Origin of the sequence: Exiguobacterium sp. s142 (assembly GCF_018618455.1) — a bacterium.
GTDB classification, from domain to species: Bacteria; Bacillota; Bacilli; order Exiguobacteriales; family Exiguobacteriaceae; genus Exiguobacterium; species Exiguobacterium aurantiacum_A.
The window spans coordinates 1-15,061 of the sequence record NZ_JACSMB010000005.1; the positions used below are offsets into that span (position 1 = coordinate 1).

The following is a 15,061-nucleotide window of genomic DNA, read 5'->3' on the forward strand; positions in this document are numbered from 1 at the left end:
AAGATGATTTTACTCATGATTGTTTCTCCCGTCTGAATGAATAGGTTCATTATAGCGATTCGTACGCACACGAAAAACCCCGAGTGAGGCACTTTTTCAAGTGTCCATCATTCGGGGTTCAGTTCAGTTTTAGAGAACCTGGGCTTTTCCTTATTGTTTGATGCGGACCGTGAACGGACCGTCCGCGGTGACGTCTGCGAAGACGACCGAGACCGGATAGGCATGTTTGCCTTGGACCGGCTCACTTAAGCGAATCGTCGTGTTCGCGATCGCCTCGTCCCCGCTCACGAGTTCGAGCGGTAACTGTTCGACGTTCAGTTCATGCTCGTAGCCGTTACGGAGAAGCAATGTCGCCGTGACGTTCGTCTCACTTGTTTCGACCGAGACGAGCATCAAATTGAACTCATTCTCGCCGACGGGCGGTGTCGACACGTTCGTGCGACGGAGCTGTTGCCACGCCGTGTTCGAAAATTGTTCGACTTCCTCATCTAGAAGCATCTGTAACGGATCGATCGGATTCATTTGGAAGACGAGTCGCATCGACGTCAGTTCTTCCGCTTCAAACTCGCCGAACAGTTCATCTGCAAAAAAGTCCAAATAGACCGGTTTGCTCGTCCACGGCTCGAAGCTCGGAAGGTCGACGCGGCTCAATACTTTCCGCCCGAGCGGAACGTTGTCTTTGTTCAAGAGGAGAACCGGCAATTCATTGACTTCGAACGAGCTCGGGAGCGTGTTCCGGAACAAGGCGACGAGCGACAATCCGCCCATCAAGTTTTCAGCGTGCAACAGTTCGATCGACAGTTGATTGTCGAGAAGTGCTGGTAGCCGCTTCGCATGATAGCGGAACATATACTCGTCTTCTTTTGGAATCCCCATGTCGCTATCGATCACGAGCGTCAATTGACGGCCTGTCTCGGTCTTCCCTGTATCGATCTGTTTACGTTTACGAAACCCTAACATATTACTCCTCCTCCAATTGCGTGACGAAATAGCGGTCGAGCTGACATACTTCCGTCGTCACTTCACGGGCAATATTGACATACGTCTGTTCGAAGATTTCAAATCCTTCTTTACCGAACTGACGACTCGGGTCTTCCTGCCCATAACTGCGGAGTCCGATGCCTTCTTTTAATCCGCTCATCGTCGTGAGGTGGTCCGTCCATTTTCCGTCCAACGCCCGTAACAGTGATTCTTTGACGAACGTCACGACTTCCTCGGCTTGAAGACGGGCCTCGGCCGTTTTGACGATGTCGTCGATCCACGGCGCAAGCTCTGCCTTCAATTCCAACGAGTCGGCGATCTCATCTGACCAGACCGGCTCGCGTGTCGTCAAGTAGACGAGGTCTGTCTTCAACTCGTCGAGCGGCCACTCTTCTGGGACGAGCTCGTCCGAGACGTGCATGTCGATACTGTTCGCTAAAGCGAGATGCATCATGCCGAGCACGTTGTTCGTGATTGCCGCAGCGTCGGCGTTGACCGCCTGATCGCGGATCGTGTAGATGATTTTCCGTTGTTCGTTCAAGACGTCGTCGAGCTTGAACAAGTAGTCCCGAATCGAGACGCCGAGTCCTTCGATCGTCGTCTGGGCGTACTCGATGACGTCAGCCGCGTCTTTTGCGGACACTTCGCCACGTTCGTCCGGCTTCAGTTTCTTCTCGATCCGCTCCAGTTTTTGGATCGCGTAACGTTTGACGATCTCATCTTCGAGCGAGACGAAGAACTGCGTCGCACCGGGATCGCCTTGACGTCCTGAACGGCCACGGAGCTGGTTGTCGACACGTTGCGACTCATGGCGTTCCGTCCCGATGACGAACAAGCCGCCCACTTCTTTCGATTTCGCGTCAAGCATGATATCGGTCCCGCGACCGGCCATGTTCGTCGCGATTGTCACTTTGCCGAAGCGTCCGGCGTCAGCGATGATGTCCGCTTCTTGCGTGACCGTCTTCGCGTTCAACACCTCATGCTGAATCCGCTGTTTCGACAAGTGCTTACTGATGGCCTCGGACTGGGCGATCGACGTCGTGCCGATCAACACCGGGCGTCCCATCTCATGCAGCTCGACGACTTTGTCGGTCACGGCCGCATACTTTTGGTCGACCGTCATGAAGATACGGTCCGGGTGGTCTTCGCGCAAACGCGGCCGGTTCGTCGGCACTTGGACGACGTCCATGTTGTACGTCTTCAAAAACTCTTGGCGAGACGTCTGGGCCGTCCCGGTCATACCGCCGATGAGCGGATACATCCGGAAATAATGCTGAATCGTGATCTCGGCCGTCGTCTTGTTCTCCTCGGTGATCGTGACGCCTTCTTTTGCCTCGAGCGCCTGATGGAGCCCTTCCGACAGACTGCGTCCTTCCATGATCCGTCCCGTGAACAAGTCGATGAGCTCGATCTTGTCTTCTTTGACGATATAGTCGACGTCTAGTTCGAACAAGACGTTCGCCCGGAGCGCTTGGACGAGGTAGTGATAGAGCACTTGATGCTCGGCGCTGAACAAGTTATCGACCGCGAACATGTCTTCGATTTTCAAGATCCCGGAGTCAGTGAGCGCCGTCGATTTCGATTCGAGGTCGACTTCGTAGTCCGCCTCGTCGAGCTCGGTGACGACACGTTGCGCCAACTCCTTCAAGCGGATGTGCGAGCGGTCTTTTTGGGCGATGATGAGCGGCGTCTTCGCCTCGTCGATCAAGATGCTGTCGACTTCATCGATGATGGCGAAGTGGAACGGGCGCTGGACGCGCTCTTCCGGTGACCCGACCAAGTGATCGCGCAAGTAGTCGAACCCGAACTCGGTCCCGACGCCGTATGTAATGTCGGCCTGGTAAGCAGCGTGCTTGTCGCTCTGTTCCATCTCAGGAACGTTCAACCCGACCGAGAGACCAAGAAAATCGTGGATCTGCCCGATTTGGTTCGCGTCACGCGTCGCGAGATATTCGTTGACGGTGATGACGTGGACGCCTTTGCCTTCGAGTGCTATGACGTAACTCGGGAGCGCGGCGACGAGCGTTTTCCCTTCTCCGGTCGGCATCTCGGAAATGTTCCCTTCGAGGAGGGCGAACCCGCCGATGAGCTGGACGTCATAGTGACGCATGCCTAAGACACGCACCGCCGCCTCACGGACGAGGGCGAACGCTTCTTCGGCGACATCATCGACTTTGGCGCCGTCGATGATTTTTGCTTTCAATGTTTCGGTATATGTGCGCATCTCGTCGTCCGAGAGCGCCTGCATCGTTGTCTCTAATTGGTTGATCCGGTCGACGCGTCGCTGATAGCCTTTCAAGCGTCGGCTCTGGTCATTCGTCAATTGCTTTACAAACTGAATCACGTTGTAGCCTCCATTTAGTTCACAGTCATTGTCAAATCCATACCCGTCTATTATAGCGAAATTTTGCTCATTTCGGAGACTTTTTTACGAAAACTTCCTAAAAGATGGTTTTTAAATTGTGAAATTCCTATAAAAATTGGGTAAATTTCAAAATATATTTACAAGTTTATTTTCATTTTTCTATTTGAGACGGTTTGAGACCGTGATACGATAAGAAAAACAGAACATTTGTTCGTAAAAAAGGAGATGGGATCATGCGCCGGCGGATCTTCTGTGTCGACAGCGTCTCATTTTATGCCAGCTGCGAGTGCGCGGCCCGTAACTTGAACCCGTACAAGACGAAGCTCGTCGTCTTATCGAACTTACAGGACAGCGGCGCCCTCGTCCTCGCCGCGACCCCCCCGCTGAAACGGCTCGGCATCAAGACCGGCTCCCGGCGCTTTCACATCGACCGCCTGCCTTGGCATGAACGACGGCACGTCCTCTACGCCGAGGCCCGGATGAGCCACTACTTGAACGTATCGGTGCAAATCGTCCACATCCTGCACCAGTTCGCACCGCCTGAGGCGATCCGCGTCTACTCGGTCGATGAGACGCTCGTCGACTTGACGGGGACGGAGCGCTTGTTCGGGAACGATGACCACGTCGCCCGCCTCATCCGCTCGACCGTCTTCCGCTACACCGGCGTCCCGGTCACAATCGGGATCGGACCGAACAACGTCCTCGCCAAACTCGTCCTCGACTTGCATGGCAAAACGACCGGTGTCGCCAGTTGTGCCCTCCACGACGTCGAACGATTGATCCATCCGGCCCCGATCGAGAAGATGTGGGGCGTCGGTGCGAAGATGGCGGTCCATCTCCATCGGCTCGGCATCGACACGATCGGCGACCTGGCCCGTTATCCGCTCGACGTGTTGCACGATAAGTTCGGTGTCATCGGCGCCGAGCTGTGGCACCACGCCTGGGGCATCGACGAGTCGCCGACGATCCTGCCAACGAATTCGTTGTTCGGGGCGAAACGCCAACGGCCCCGGACGATTGGCCACGGCATCACGCTCATGAAAGACTATACGACGGAAAGTTCGATCCGACTCGTCTTGCAGGCGATCGCCGTCGAGGTCGGGATGCGGACGCGGCAGTCCGGACTCGTCGGCGGCAGCATCCATCTCGGTGTTCGCTACACTCGGACGAGCGAGCGGCGCGGCTTCAGCAAACAAAAAAAGCTCGCCCGCTTCACAGCGGACGAGCTTGAGTTTTTGCCGGTCCTGTTCCAACTGTTTCTTGAGGCGTGGGACGAGACCGAGGCGGTCCGTTACGTCTCGGTCGCCCTCGGCAAGCTCGAGCCCCGGAGCGGCCACGTCCAGCTGTCGTTGTTCGAGGACGAATGGGCCCGGGCCCGTCGGTTCGACTTTTTAGACCTCGTCGATCAATTGAACGTCCGCTTCGGCCGCGGCACGATCCGTCCGGCCTCGAGTCTACTGAAAGACAGTCCGCTCCGCACGCGGCAACGCCTGATCGGCGGACATAAACAAGGAGGTGAACCGTCATGAGCCAGACCCGCTACAAAGACCGCGGTGAATTGAAGTGGATCCCGTTTCTCATGCCCGAACACGTGGCGCTGCTCAAAAAATATTACGCCCACGTCCAAAAGATCGAGCTGCCCGACATCGACGAGCAACTCCTTTATCTGTGGCAGACCGAGCTCGAACGGGCCATCCGGGAAGGCGACCAAGTCGAACTGACGTTGTTCGAGGATGGTCTCGCCCGCTCCGTGCGTGGCTACGTCCATGCCATCTATTACGCCGAACGCGAAGTCGAACTGTTCGACACGGACGTGCGCCGCATCCCGTTCAGCCACATCCTGTCGGTCCGTTAAGACGCGTCAATCGCGTCTTGCGTCGTCTCGAACGTCACAATCCCGTCGAGGACGCCATAGTGATCGAGCGTCTGCCGCACGGGTTCTGATAAGTGGGCGAAAACGACACGTCGATCCGCCGCTTTCAGTTCCCGGACGACCCGGCGGACTTCTTCGACCGCCGTCACATCGATGACCGGACAGCGATGGAAGTTGAAGATGAACACGTCGGGCTCATTATGGATCTGTTGCAGGACGTGCTCGAACATCTCGATCGCCCCAAAGAAGAGCGGCCCTTCGACGCTGAAGACGACTTGGCCGTCGCGCGTCACGTAACGTTCCGTCTGTTCGCGGACGTCGATCGTATCGGCCATCCGTTTCGCGAACAAGGCGAGCGCACAGATGACCCCGACCTCGACGGCGACGACGAGGTCGACGAAGACGGTCAGGCCGAGTGTGACGAGCAAGACGAGTGACTCGGCCGACCGATGCTTGAGCATCTCAAAGACGTGGTGCCGCTCCGACATGTTCCAAGCGACGCGCATCAAGATCGGCGCGAGTGCGGCGAGCGGGACGTAGCTCGCGAGTGGCGCCAAGACGAGTACGGCGAGAAGCACCGTCAACCCGTGGATGACACCGGAGCGACGGCTGACGGCTCCGGCTTGGATGTTCGTCGCCGTCCGGGCGATCGCACCTGTCGCCGGGATGCCGCCGAAGAACGGGACGACGACGTTGGCGAGCCCTTGCCCGAACAGTTCCTTGTCCGGGTTCATCTTCGTGCCGGCCATGCCGTCCGCGACCGCACCTGACAACAGCGATTCGAGCGCCCCGAGGAAGGCGATGGCGAACGCCGATGGGAGCAGCGTCGCGATCAAATCGAGGTCGATCGTGAGCCAGTTGAAGTCAGGCAGTCCGCTCGGGATGCCACCGTAGGCGCTACCGATCGTCGCGACTTCGCCAGAGATGACGAGGCTGACGAACGTCGGCACGAGCATCGCCATCAAGAGGAGCGGCAATTTTACGGGCAGTTTCGGCACGAGCCAGAGCGTCAGAAAACCGATGGCGGCAATGAAAACGGGCCAAAGACTCGCCTTCGGCAATGACGTCACGAGCTGAAGGAAGTTCTCATGGAAGTGCGGCTCCTTCTCGAACGTGATGCCGAACAGTTCATCGAGCTGGTCGACGAAGATGACGACGGCGATCCCCGCTGTAAAGCCGATTGTGACGGCGCGCGGCATGAAGCGGATGAGCCGGCCGACGCGGAGCACACTCATAAGGAACAGCAAGATCCCGGCGAGAAATGTCGTCACGAGCAGCCCTTCGTAGCCATGCGCCAGCATGACGCCCGAGACGATCGGGATGAAAGCGCCGGTCGGTCCGGCGATTTGGAACGTCGAGCCCCCGAACAGGCTGACGAGGATGCCGGCGATGATGGCCGTATAGAGTCCATACACCGGTCCGACGCCCGAGGCGATCGCGAACGCCATCGCGAGCGGAACGGCGACGACCCCGACGGTGATCCCTGCCGAGATGTCTTTTTGCCACGCCTCGCGCTTACTTATTAAATTTTCCATCTTACATTCCTTCTTTCCATTAGTTCGAAAACAAGTTCAGTGTACGCCTGTCACCACTTCTTGTAAACGTCACAGAAGAAACGTTTACATAATCGACAAACCAAAAAGATATAATAGTCTCACTTTTGATCAAACCGTATAGAACTGCACTGAGATACAATGATAAAAAGACGGTTCGGTCATTTAGCCAGTAATATTAGTTAAGAGAGGGATCTGCCTATGGAAGACCAGTTAAATATCCTAAAAGACCTTTCAAAATACCGTTCTCCAAGTGAAATGGACAGTTACTTCAACGAAATAATTGCAACTCTAAAACGTGATCGGCTGGCTTTAAAAGTCTCTAGGTTACGTAAAGGCTGGTTTAAAGAGTTTCAAGAAGAGTTTGTTCCAGCGTACGTGTTTTCACTTTCTCCTTATTTTCCGAAAGATGCGAAAGTCAAAATCATTATAGGTAATCAAAATTACGATTTCGTAGTTTTAAACCCTGACGGTGCAGAGGAAAAGTACGAAGTAAGTTCTTATATAGATGGAGAACAAGAGGTGGCAATCGCTAAAGCCTTAAATAAAGATGGGGTTTGGAGTTCACGCTTAAGAAGTTATGAGCATTTAGAAGAGAAAACTGCAACTTACATGGAGAAAACGAAGAATAATATTAAAAAGAAATCCATGAAAGATTATACAGACATTTCTTTAATTTTCAGTGTGACTACTTTTCAGTTCGCACCTGTATTAAATACTAGACCAGAGTTCTCAATCGAGAACTTGGTTAATTTCATACAGGCGACCCCGTTTAGAGCAAAACATATTTATTTGATTGTCGAAGACGGTAAAGATAGCCATACAGTGGGTTCGAAAATCATTAAAGTAAAATAAGCACTTATGATGGTTTGAACCAAGAAAAAATCGAGTCGACTTTATACTCTGTTCTCTTATACCTAATTCTTCTGAGGAAAGTTCGAAGAAACAAAAAGACGTATCCATCACGTGATGGACACGTCTTCGTTAATTCGTCGGTGCTTCGACGACTTGATCACCCTCGTCCGCCTCTTCCCCAAGCAAACGGACGTGGCGGCCGAATAGCCACATGACGACGAGGTGGGCTTTCGCCTGCGTCTTCGTATAGAACCACCACGGCATGGCCGGCACGAACTCGTGGATGGCGATAAGCCCCTCGTTCGAGTCCGGGAGCCGTCTAAACTCGAGGCGGCCGGTTTTATCGTCCTCGGTCAGCTTCGCGAACAGTCCTCCGTCGATCTCGAATGATGCCATGTCGTCTGTCGCCGCATCTTCAAGCGACAGATGGAGTGCGACGAGTGATGGGCGCAAAAGCGCGATCTCCCAATCATCCTGTTCTTTCGTCGTCTGGATGAGCGGATACGCGACCCGCCCGAGCCATTCGAAATATTCGTCGGCCATCCAGGCAGCCGATTTATCGTCCGGCAGACCGAAGCGTTGAATCGAACGGACCGTATACTGTTGCGGCGCTTTTTTCTTCTTGCCGGCCGACTTCTGCTTCTCTTCTTCCTCGAGCGCGTACTCGACCGCTTCCTTGAACGGGATCTCGCCTTGTTTGACACCGGTCGTATCTTTCGCGACCATGGCGTGATCCATGCTCTCGACGAGCGGATAGACGGTGTCTTTCGGCTCACCGGTGACAGCCATGACCCAAAGCCGTGACAGCTTGATCGTCGGGAACGGGAAGTCGATCATGACGCGACGCTTGCCCATGACGTCAGCCGTATCTTCGATCATCTTTCGATACGTCATCACTTCCGGACCGCCGATGTCGATATGATGGTCGTACAGCGACTCGGCCCCGACGACCGAGATGAGCGCTTGGACCGCTTCACGCAGGTCGATCGGATGCGTCTCCGTCTTCGTCCAGTTCGGGAGGACCATGACCGGGAGTCGTTTGACGAGTTTCGCGAGAATCGGAAACGACGACCCTTCCGGACCGATGATGAGTCCGGCCCGGATCGTCGTCACCGGAACGCCTTGGCCACCGAGGATGCGTTCGACTTCAAGGCGGCTCTTCAAGTGCCGTGACAACGTCTTCGACTCTTTTGGAATGATGCCGCTCAAATAGACGATCTGCTCGATATCGTTCGCGCTCACTGCCCGGGCGAAGTTATCAGCGATGAGCGCGTCCATATCCTCAAACGTCGCCTGCGTTAGCCCACCGTCCGGGATCATCGAGTGGACGAGGAACATGGCGTAGTCCGCCCCTTCGCACGCCTCGCGCGTCTGCTCATATGAGAACAAGTCGCACGACCGCCACGTGATATGGGCCTCGTCTTCCTTGTTCTTCGTCGAGCGGGACAAGGCGATAATGTCGTACTCTTCTTTTAAATGTTCCATCACGTTCGAGCCGATATAGCCGCTCGCCCCCGCGATGACGATGGTTTTCCGCATAGTGGTCACTCTCCCCTTCATTTGCACATAGAGGTTATGTACCCGTCTTGGACTGAGATTAAATCAGTCGCGAACCCTACAGTGTGCATTGGAAAATTTATGTAAACTAGAATCAATTACAGGAAGAGGAGGAATGGTTATGGGATTTTGGTATTTCTTGATGCTGTTGATTGGTGGCTGGCTCGTAATTCGTGCCCTATTCAAAAAGAACACGAACGGCCTCCTGCGGATTGGCACACTTGTCGTCGGTGGTCTGTTGATCGCACTCGGATTGTTCATGTTTCAAGATGGAAGTGCTGAAATCGTAGCTGATTTACTAAACTTGTAACCACGGATCGCATGCGAGGTAGTAAATCTACGTATTAAACTTTTAACATGAACCTTTATGCCATCGGCCCAAGGTTCATGTTTTTATTTTATTTGAGACGCAGCAAACCGTTTCAGCTCCTCGCATAATACAAATAAGCGAGCTTCAATTGCTTGCCTGTCCCCGTAACGAATGATGTCTTCGGGGGTTATATCTTTTAAGAGTAACTGATGGTGAACAAAAGCTGTTTCAAGCAGCTGGAGTAATTGCTCGCCTCTCACCTCACGGATCACTGCTTTATTCCCTTCACTGTACCCGGCAAGAAACCCTTCAGCCATTCCTTTTAATTGTTGCTCACATAAATCGAACCGATGCTTTTTATATCGCTCTGTCTGCGAAAGAACAAGAAAGAATGTCTCATACAGGTTCATAAAATTACCCGCCATTCCTCTTGGAGCATATAAACTCGGATAGGGATCGATCAAACAGACCTGGTCGTCCCGCAACAAAATGTTTTCTGGAGAAGCGTCTTGATTGACGAGACTTATATTCACGACTTGCTGATTTCGTAGCTCCGTCGCTGCTATTAAAGCTTGTGGGACTTTTTCATCCTGAAACTGTGGATATACAGTACATAACGTCTCATAATCCGCTATATGTTCCGCACTTTCTTCTTGGATGAAGGCGTGGAGTTCCCCCTCTAACACACCGTGCAACCCTTTTTCTTCTGTCCACGTCAAGTAACCCATTCCGCTGATTTCTTGAGAAACTTGATCTGTCTTCCGGTAAATTCCCCCTATTTGTTTACCAATCTGCAGTACTTGTTCCTTTGTCATCGTATGCAAGTCAATCTGATCTCCCCCATACGACTCTAACGTATAGGTGAGATCAGCTGATACATAGAACTCGTAAAAGTCTGGTGCGGCTCCGTTTACTGCTTGATTGACAGACTGGTAGTACAATTTCGTAGCGGCGTATTCTGCGGTTAGTTCCTCTTCGTTAAACGAGATAGACTTTCCGTAGGCAATGTCTTTTGGGATGCGCAAGACAAGCTCGCGATTCTCTTTCACTACTTTCCACGCATCATGCCATGCCCCTGAACCGAGAAAGGCTGGATCACTTACATCGGCATGCTGGAGCACCCGTTTTAACCTTGCTTTATTCATATTTACACCCGATTTCCTGAATGCTTTATCTTCGATATCTCTGAGTCCTATTCTGAACCGAAGTCCTATTTAAAATTCTTTATTCCATCCATAGTTTTCTTCCAACAGCTCGCCATTTTCCGCAATATAGTCTACCATCACATACCCATGCTGTAGTTTATCTTCAGTTTTTAAATACGATATAAAATCATTAAATAGGGCTTCATCATCATCTTGTTTTTTTCTACGGAGTGTAATTCCAATCGTAGGTACAGCGTCATGTTCTTTATAGCTCCCTGGATTAGACGGTTCAAGACCTAGCTTGTTACCTATCTCTTCGTCATAAAGAGCGAAAACATCAGTAGTGTCCCCAAAATTCTGTTTTACGTAAGGTGTGATTTCTTTCTCTAATTCATCTGCCCATTTATCAGCAGCATACGTATCTATCATTTGTCTTGTCGTCTCATCATAATAAACAAAGAATCTCGTTTGATTTCTTTTATCTACAACTTCGGCTGCATAGTCGAAATTAAAATTACCCATGTTATCAAAATACACATCATATATTTCAAACTGATCATCGAAATGTTCTTCTAAATAGATTTCTGCTTGCTGTTTCACTTTTTCTTCTTCATCCTTGTCTGGCTTCATGGATTGAACAAACGAGAATGCAAGGACAGAAATTCCTAGCACAATTACCCCGACAATAATCAATGTCACTTTTAAAAATTTTCCCATGTAGATTCCCCCTGATAGAACGCCTAATCTACAGCTTTTTGTCCATCGCAATCGACGAAACCGAATAACCCATCTTTTTGTATAACTCACACGCGTGTTCATTAGATCCAAACACACTGAGTCCGACTGAATGTGCACCTAAATCTTTCACTACACTGTCTTCTACCATTTTTAGTGTGGCTGTACCGTATCCATTTTTTCGATGAGATTCGTTTATGTAAATGTGGTAGATGAAAGCTTTATTGGTCTCTTTTTGAAAACTGTACCAGATCACTCCCACTCTCTCATTTTCTTCGTGACAGAAAACATGAAATACATACTGTCCTTCGGTTGCTTGTTTTTCTGGAAATAAATTCGTTATCAGTTCACGAGAATCGTCCATCGCTTTTTCTAACGGAATCATAAAATTTTTCGCGAAATCTGAACCATAGTCAGGTATTAAAAACTCTAAATAAGTATCAAACTCTGATTCGTTCATTTGTTGAAAACTAATCGTCATCACATAACCTCCATGAATTAAAAAGTTAAATCCATCCATTTTTATAATTTACTTATTATACCATATTTAACTTTTATCTTTTAGCAGAAAGTCATCCTTGAACGACTGTACTGTCTCCCTTCACCATAACGAAGCGATCACACGTGGAAGTATAACGAAAGACAAGTCGAATCTCATTAATCAAGATTCGACTTGTCTCATGTCTTAGGTACCCAGTTGGCTTCAAACCCATTTTGCACAGCATAGTCGTACAGGTGAATCAATTTCGCCTCTTTATACGTGTTCATCTGCTCGGACACTCGCAACTCCTGATTGCGTTCCACAAGCGTATAAAGATAATCAATCTTCGCCATTCGATTGTTCTTGCTCGTATTACAAGTCGGACAAGCGAGGACAAAATTCCATAAGACATCATTCTGTATATACGACCACGGAATAAAGTGATCAACATGAATCTGTTTGAGCGGCTTCATACAATAAAAACAGATGGCGTGACCGTGACTCAGTAAAATCTGTTTAAACTCGTCGAGCGATTGCCGGGCCGAGACGAACTCGATTTTACTCAAAATCTGCTCCATCGCTTCTCGTGTATTGTATTTTTCTAAGAAGACAGCGAGTTGATAGTTCGTGACGTTCATCAATACCCGCTTGTACTTTTCGAAAAAGACGATATAGCTCGGCACAAGTTTGACCCACTCTTCTTTTCGATTGAACGAATAAATGGTCCCATCGAACGAAGCATAGAACGAGCCGTACACGTATTTCTTATAGAACCGATTCACGTTCCGAGTCAATTGTTGTTGCTGCTCATCCGGCAGGCGGTCAAAGTTCCAAGTGTACGGAATCTCATGCGTCGCTTGAAATGTGAGCATCGTTTTCTCTACCGAGCTCAATTTCCCAATTTGATTCACTTGTCGCAACCCGTTCGTCACAATCAAATTCCAATACATCTTCGTCACGTGTTTCGAGATTTGCTGGAACGTCAGTACACCCGAATCATTCAATTCGGTCGTACATTCGAGCAGCGCCTTCATGAGCATATGCTTGTATGTCGTCGTATGTGTCGCGTTCATTAAAAACTGTTGCGTGAAGCGCCACAAATCCGTTTCTGTTAAGTACTCACTTTTCGCTTCAGCGACTTCTAAATTCCAGCCCAATGACCTCACCCCCACTCATTCGTTACATCATCGATTATAACGAATGAGGAACAAGAGCGGATCAAGGTAAATCAAACAGGAGCCGAAAAATCTTTTTTGATTTGTTCTATATCGATATTTGTTTTTTCATGAATATAACGGACTAACGTATCATACTGTTCGACAGTATTTAGCTTTTTAAATTTCTCAACATCTCCTTCAAAGTCTTTAAAGTACTCGCTTTGATATTCAGGATTGTTAAAGAACTTTAGATATTCCATATAATCTTTCACGGTCATCTGGCTCACGATTTGAGAGAGAACTGCATCCCACTCTTTTATCCGACTCTCATGAATCTGTTTTTTGATGACGATGTCCTGCGCCTTCTCAAATTTAATTTGTTGAATGCATTGCTCCACTTCTAACTTATATTGGAACAACTCGTCTCGATTTCGAGTATCTACTGTAGGGATTACCTCTGTTAAATAATATTGATATCTCTTCTTTCGAGGATGCATGATTTTGTCTTTTGCTTTTTTAGGATTTGATTCTTTATTCGTACGCTTTCTAAGTTGTTCCGTTACACCAAGTGCACCAAATGCTCCAACAATTTCATTTTTATGAACAAGTGCAAACTTCCCTACTGCCGGACCATACTTTTTGACTCCGTTCATAATTAATTCCGTAGATTTTTTTGACATGAGGATTCCTCCTATGATGGTTATGTATATTCTCGTGACGATTTTTTAAAACGGCTCATAGTTTATATTCAACAAAGCAATATTCAATCCTTTTATCCCGTTCAAAAACCCAAATAATGGTGTCGTCCATTCAAGTTGTCCATTCACAAAGAAAGGATTATTGAGCAAACACTCAATAATCCTTTCGCAATAATGCTTTCTTATCATTCACCAGATGGTTTTTTATCTGTTTGCTTCTGCAAATATGCTTCTCGAATCTGATTAAGCTTCTCTTTTTTATTCGAAACAGCTGGTTTTTTACCGTCTTGATACTTGGCAGCAGCCACTTTACTTTTATGATCTAATTGATATTTTCCCATTCTTTTCACCTGCTTTAATTTAATAGCTCCATTAAAATCAAAGACCTTCTAATCTCAATGAAATTAGAAGGTCTTCATTAAAAATCATTGATTGCAGTCAATGTAGACTGCTAAAAAATGGAGACGGCGGGAGTCGAACCCGCGTCCGAAGGCATCGTAACGCATGCTTCTACGTGTGTAGTTTATCTATTGGATCTCAATGTGACACTGCCGATAAACAGGCGTTGTCGCATCCAGTCTGATTCATCTCTTCTTCGCGCCCTCAGACGGCGAGGTTGAAGCGTAGCTTGCTTAGTTTGAGACCCTGATAATCATCCACACAAGCGATGGATGTCAGGATCCGCAGGGCACTTAGGCTGCTGCGAGTTGTGTGTTAGTTTTGCCAGTTATAGGCGTTTGCGTTTTAACGAGGCCGACCCCTCGACACGCCACATACGACCGACCTACCCCCGTCGAATCCATAACGTCCCCGAGGTGGTAATTGGTACTATCACTACTATACCACAATCAGGTCTCGCTGTCAGTATTTTTGCCGGTCCCGGAGTGCCCGGTCGACGTCACGCTTCGCGTCTTTCTTCTTCAAGTCATCGCGCTTGTCATACTTCTTCTTCCCGCGCCCGATGCCGAGGAGACATTTAGCGAAGCCGTTCTTGAGATACACTTTGAGCGGGATGATCGTATACCCGTCCCGGCCTTGTGCGCCGATGAGCTGGTTGATTTGTTTTTTATGCAACAATAGCTTTCGGATACGGAGCGGCTCGTGATTGAACCGGTTCCCTTGCTCGAACGGGCTGATATGACAGTTGTGAAGCGTTGCCTCGCCACCGTCAAAGCGGACATACGCGTCGGCGATGTTGATCTTCGACTGGCGCACCGATTTAATCTCGGTCCCGGTCAACACCATGCCGGCTTCAATCGTATCTTCGATCGCATAATCGAAGGACGCTTTTCGGTTTTGCGCGAGCGCGTTCGAATCTTTCTTCTTGGCCATATTACTCAGTCCTTTATAT

At 49.7% G+C, this 15,061-nt stretch carries 15 protein-coding genes and 1 other RNA gene; 4 read left to right on the plus strand and 12 right to left on the minus strand.

The annotated features are described in order from the left end of the window. Positions 1 to 150 precede the first annotated feature (150 nt). Positions 151 to 960 carry an SLAP domain-containing protein gene (locus tag KNP77_RS06110; RefSeq protein WP_214889247.1) on the minus strand — a complete coding sequence of 270 codons (810 nt, stop codon included), beginning with the start codon at positions 958 to 960 and terminating at the stop codon, positions 151 to 153. Between the two features lies 1 nt (position 961). Next, on the minus strand, positions 962 to 3,325 hold the full coding sequence (gene secA2, locus KNP77_RS06115; RefSeq protein ID WP_214889249.1) for an accessory Sec system translocase SecA2: 2,364 nt from the start codon (positions 3,323 to 3,325) through the stop codon (positions 962 to 964). A 254-nt stretch (positions 3,326 to 3,579) separates the two neighbouring features. Here secA2 and KNP77_RS06120 point away from each other — a divergent pair, with 254 nt between their 5' ends. Both KNP77_RS06120 and KNP77_RS06125 read left to right on the plus strand, forming a co-directional pair. After that, positions 3,580 to 4,875 carry a Y-family DNA polymerase gene (locus KNP77_RS06120; RefSeq protein WP_214889252.1) on the plus strand — a complete coding sequence of 432 codons (1,296 nt, stop codon included), beginning with the start codon at positions 3,580 to 3,582 and terminating at the stop codon, positions 4,873 to 4,875. Continuing rightward, positions 4,872 to 5,201 (plus strand): YolD-like family protein, encoded by a 330-nt coding sequence (locus KNP77_RS06125; protein ID WP_070328717.1) that lies wholly within the window; start codon positions 4,872 to 4,874, stop codon positions 5,199 to 5,201. The genes KNP77_RS06120 and KNP77_RS06125 overlap by 4 nt, the downstream gene beginning before the upstream one ends. Here KNP77_RS06125 and KNP77_RS06130 read toward each other — a convergent pair. Further along, positions 5,198 to 6,754, minus strand: coding sequence for a SulP family inorganic anion transporter (locus KNP77_RS06130; RefSeq protein ID WP_214889255.1), 1,557 nt, complete (start codon positions 6,752 to 6,754; stop codon positions 5,198 to 5,200). The genes KNP77_RS06125 and KNP77_RS06130 overlap by 4 nt on opposite strands. A 219-nt stretch (positions 6,755 to 6,973) precedes the next feature. Here KNP77_RS06130 and KNP77_RS06135 point away from each other — a divergent pair, with 219 nt between their 5' ends. After that, a complete protein-coding gene (locus KNP77_RS06135) occupies positions 6,974 to 7,627 on the plus strand; it encodes a hypothetical protein (protein WP_214889257.1) in 654 nt (217 codons plus the stop codon). A gap of 129 nt (positions 7,628 to 7,756) precedes the next feature. On the opposite strand, the gene KNP77_RS06140 is transcribed toward KNP77_RS06135, so the two are convergent. Continuing rightward, positions 7,757 to 9,166: an NAD-dependent epimerase/dehydratase family protein gene (locus KNP77_RS06140; RefSeq protein WP_214889260.1), complete on the minus strand. Its 1,410-nt coding sequence runs from the start codon at positions 9,164 to 9,166 to the stop codon at positions 7,757 to 7,759. A gap of 139 nt (positions 9,167 to 9,305) precedes the next feature. Here KNP77_RS06140 and KNP77_RS06145 point away from each other — a divergent pair, with 139 nt between their 5' ends. Beyond that, complete coding sequence (locus KNP77_RS06145; RefSeq protein WP_214889261.1) at positions 9,306 to 9,494, plus strand: hypothetical protein; 189 nt, start codon at positions 9,306 to 9,308, stop codon at positions 9,492 to 9,494. Positions 9,495 to 9,577: 83 nt separating this feature from the next. On the opposite strand, the gene KNP77_RS06150 is transcribed toward KNP77_RS06145, so the two are convergent. The 8 genes from KNP77_RS06150 to smpB all read right to left on the minus strand — a co-directional run bounded on the left by KNP77_RS06150 (position 9,578) and on the right by smpB (position 15,042). Continuing rightward, the gene (locus KNP77_RS06150) at positions 9,578 to 10,639 is read right to left on the minus strand and encodes a hypothetical protein (RefSeq protein WP_214889265.1); all 1,062 of its coding nucleotides are present in this window, start codon (positions 10,637 to 10,639) and stop codon (positions 9,578 to 9,580) included. A 69-nt stretch (positions 10,640 to 10,708) separates the two neighbouring features. Then, complete coding sequence (locus tag KNP77_RS06155) at positions 10,709 to 11,356, minus strand: hypothetical protein (protein WP_131463975.1); 648 nt, start codon at positions 11,354 to 11,356, stop codon at positions 10,709 to 10,711. Between the two features lie 28 nt (positions 11,357 to 11,384). Beyond that, on the minus strand, positions 11,385 to 11,855 hold the full coding sequence (locus KNP77_RS06160; RefSeq protein WP_161566999.1) for a GNAT family N-acetyltransferase: 471 nt from the start codon (positions 11,853 to 11,855) through the stop codon (positions 11,385 to 11,387). 197 nt (positions 11,856 to 12,052) lie between these two features. Then, positions 12,053 to 13,012: an HNH endonuclease signature motif containing protein gene (locus KNP77_RS06165; RefSeq protein WP_131463979.1), complete on the minus strand. Its 960-nt coding sequence runs from the start codon at positions 13,010 to 13,012 to the stop codon at positions 12,053 to 12,055. 71 nt (positions 13,013 to 13,083) lie between these two features. Beyond that, positions 13,084 to 13,692, minus strand: coding sequence for a hypothetical protein (locus KNP77_RS06170; RefSeq protein WP_214889269.1), 609 nt, complete (start codon positions 13,690 to 13,692; stop codon positions 13,084 to 13,086). Positions 13,693 to 13,895: 203 nt separating this feature from the next. Beyond that, positions 13,896 to 14,051 carry an alcohol dehydrogenase gene (locus tag KNP77_RS06175; protein ID WP_214889272.1) on the minus strand — a complete coding sequence of 52 codons (156 nt, stop codon included), beginning with the start codon at positions 14,049 to 14,051 and terminating at the stop codon, positions 13,896 to 13,898. A gap of 115 nt (positions 14,052 to 14,166) precedes the next feature. Next, positions 14,167 to 14,522, minus strand: a transfer-messenger RNA (tmRNA) gene (gene ssrA / locus KNP77_RS06180). Positions 14,523 to 14,571: 49 nt separating this feature from the next. Next, positions 14,572 to 15,042, minus strand: coding sequence for an SsrA-binding protein SmpB (smpB, locus tag KNP77_RS06185; protein ID WP_070328710.1), 471 nt, complete (start codon positions 15,040 to 15,042; stop codon positions 14,572 to 14,574). Positions 15,043 to 15,061: the final 19 nt, after the last annotated feature.

Coding starts and splice junctions, on each gene's coding strand:
- KNP77_RS06110 (WP_214889247.1), bottom strand. CDS start 960: ATGTTAGGGTTTCGTAAACGTAAACAGATCGATACAGGGAAGACCGAG.
- KNP77_RS06120 (WP_214889252.1), top strand. CDS start 3,580: ATGCGCCGGCGGATCTTCTGTGTCGACAGCGTCTCATTTTATGCCAGC.
- KNP77_RS06125 (WP_070328717.1), top strand. CDS start 4,872: ATGAGCCAGACCCGCTACAAAGACCGCGGTGAATTGAAGTGGATCCCG.
- KNP77_RS06130 (WP_214889255.1), bottom strand. CDS start 6,754: ATGGAAAATTTAATAAGTAAGCGCGAGGCGTGGCAAAAAGACATCTCG.
- KNP77_RS06135 (WP_214889257.1), top strand. CDS start 6,974: ATGGAAGACCAGTTAAATATCCTAAAAGACCTTTCAAAATACCGTTCT.
- KNP77_RS06140 (WP_214889260.1), bottom strand. CDS start 9,166: ATGCGGAAAACCATCGTCATCGCGGGGGCGAGCGGCTATATCGGCTCG.
- KNP77_RS06145 (WP_214889261.1), top strand. CDS start 9,306: ATGGGATTTTGGTATTTCTTGATGCTGTTGATTGGTGGCTGGCTCGTA.
- KNP77_RS06150 (WP_214889265.1), bottom strand. CDS start 10,639: ATGAATAAAGCAAGGTTAAAACGGGTGCTCCAGCATGCCGATGTAAGT.
- KNP77_RS06155 (WP_131463975.1), bottom strand. CDS start 11,356: ATGGGAAAATTTTTAAAAGTGACATTGATTATTGTCGGGGTAATTGTG.
- KNP77_RS06160 (WP_161566999.1), bottom strand. CDS start 11,855: ATGACGATTAGTTTTCAACAAATGAACGAATCAGAGTTTGATACTTAT.
- KNP77_RS06170 (WP_214889269.1), bottom strand. CDS start 13,692: ATGTCAAAAAAATCTACGGAATTAATTATGAACGGAGTCAAAAAGTAT.
- KNP77_RS06175 (WP_214889272.1), bottom strand. CDS start 14,051: ATGGGAAAATATCAATTAGATCATAAAAGTAAAGTGGCTGCTGCCAAG.
- smpB (WP_070328710.1), bottom strand. CDS start 15,042: ATGGCCAAGAAGAAAGATTCGAACGCGCTCGCGCAAAACCGAAAAGCG.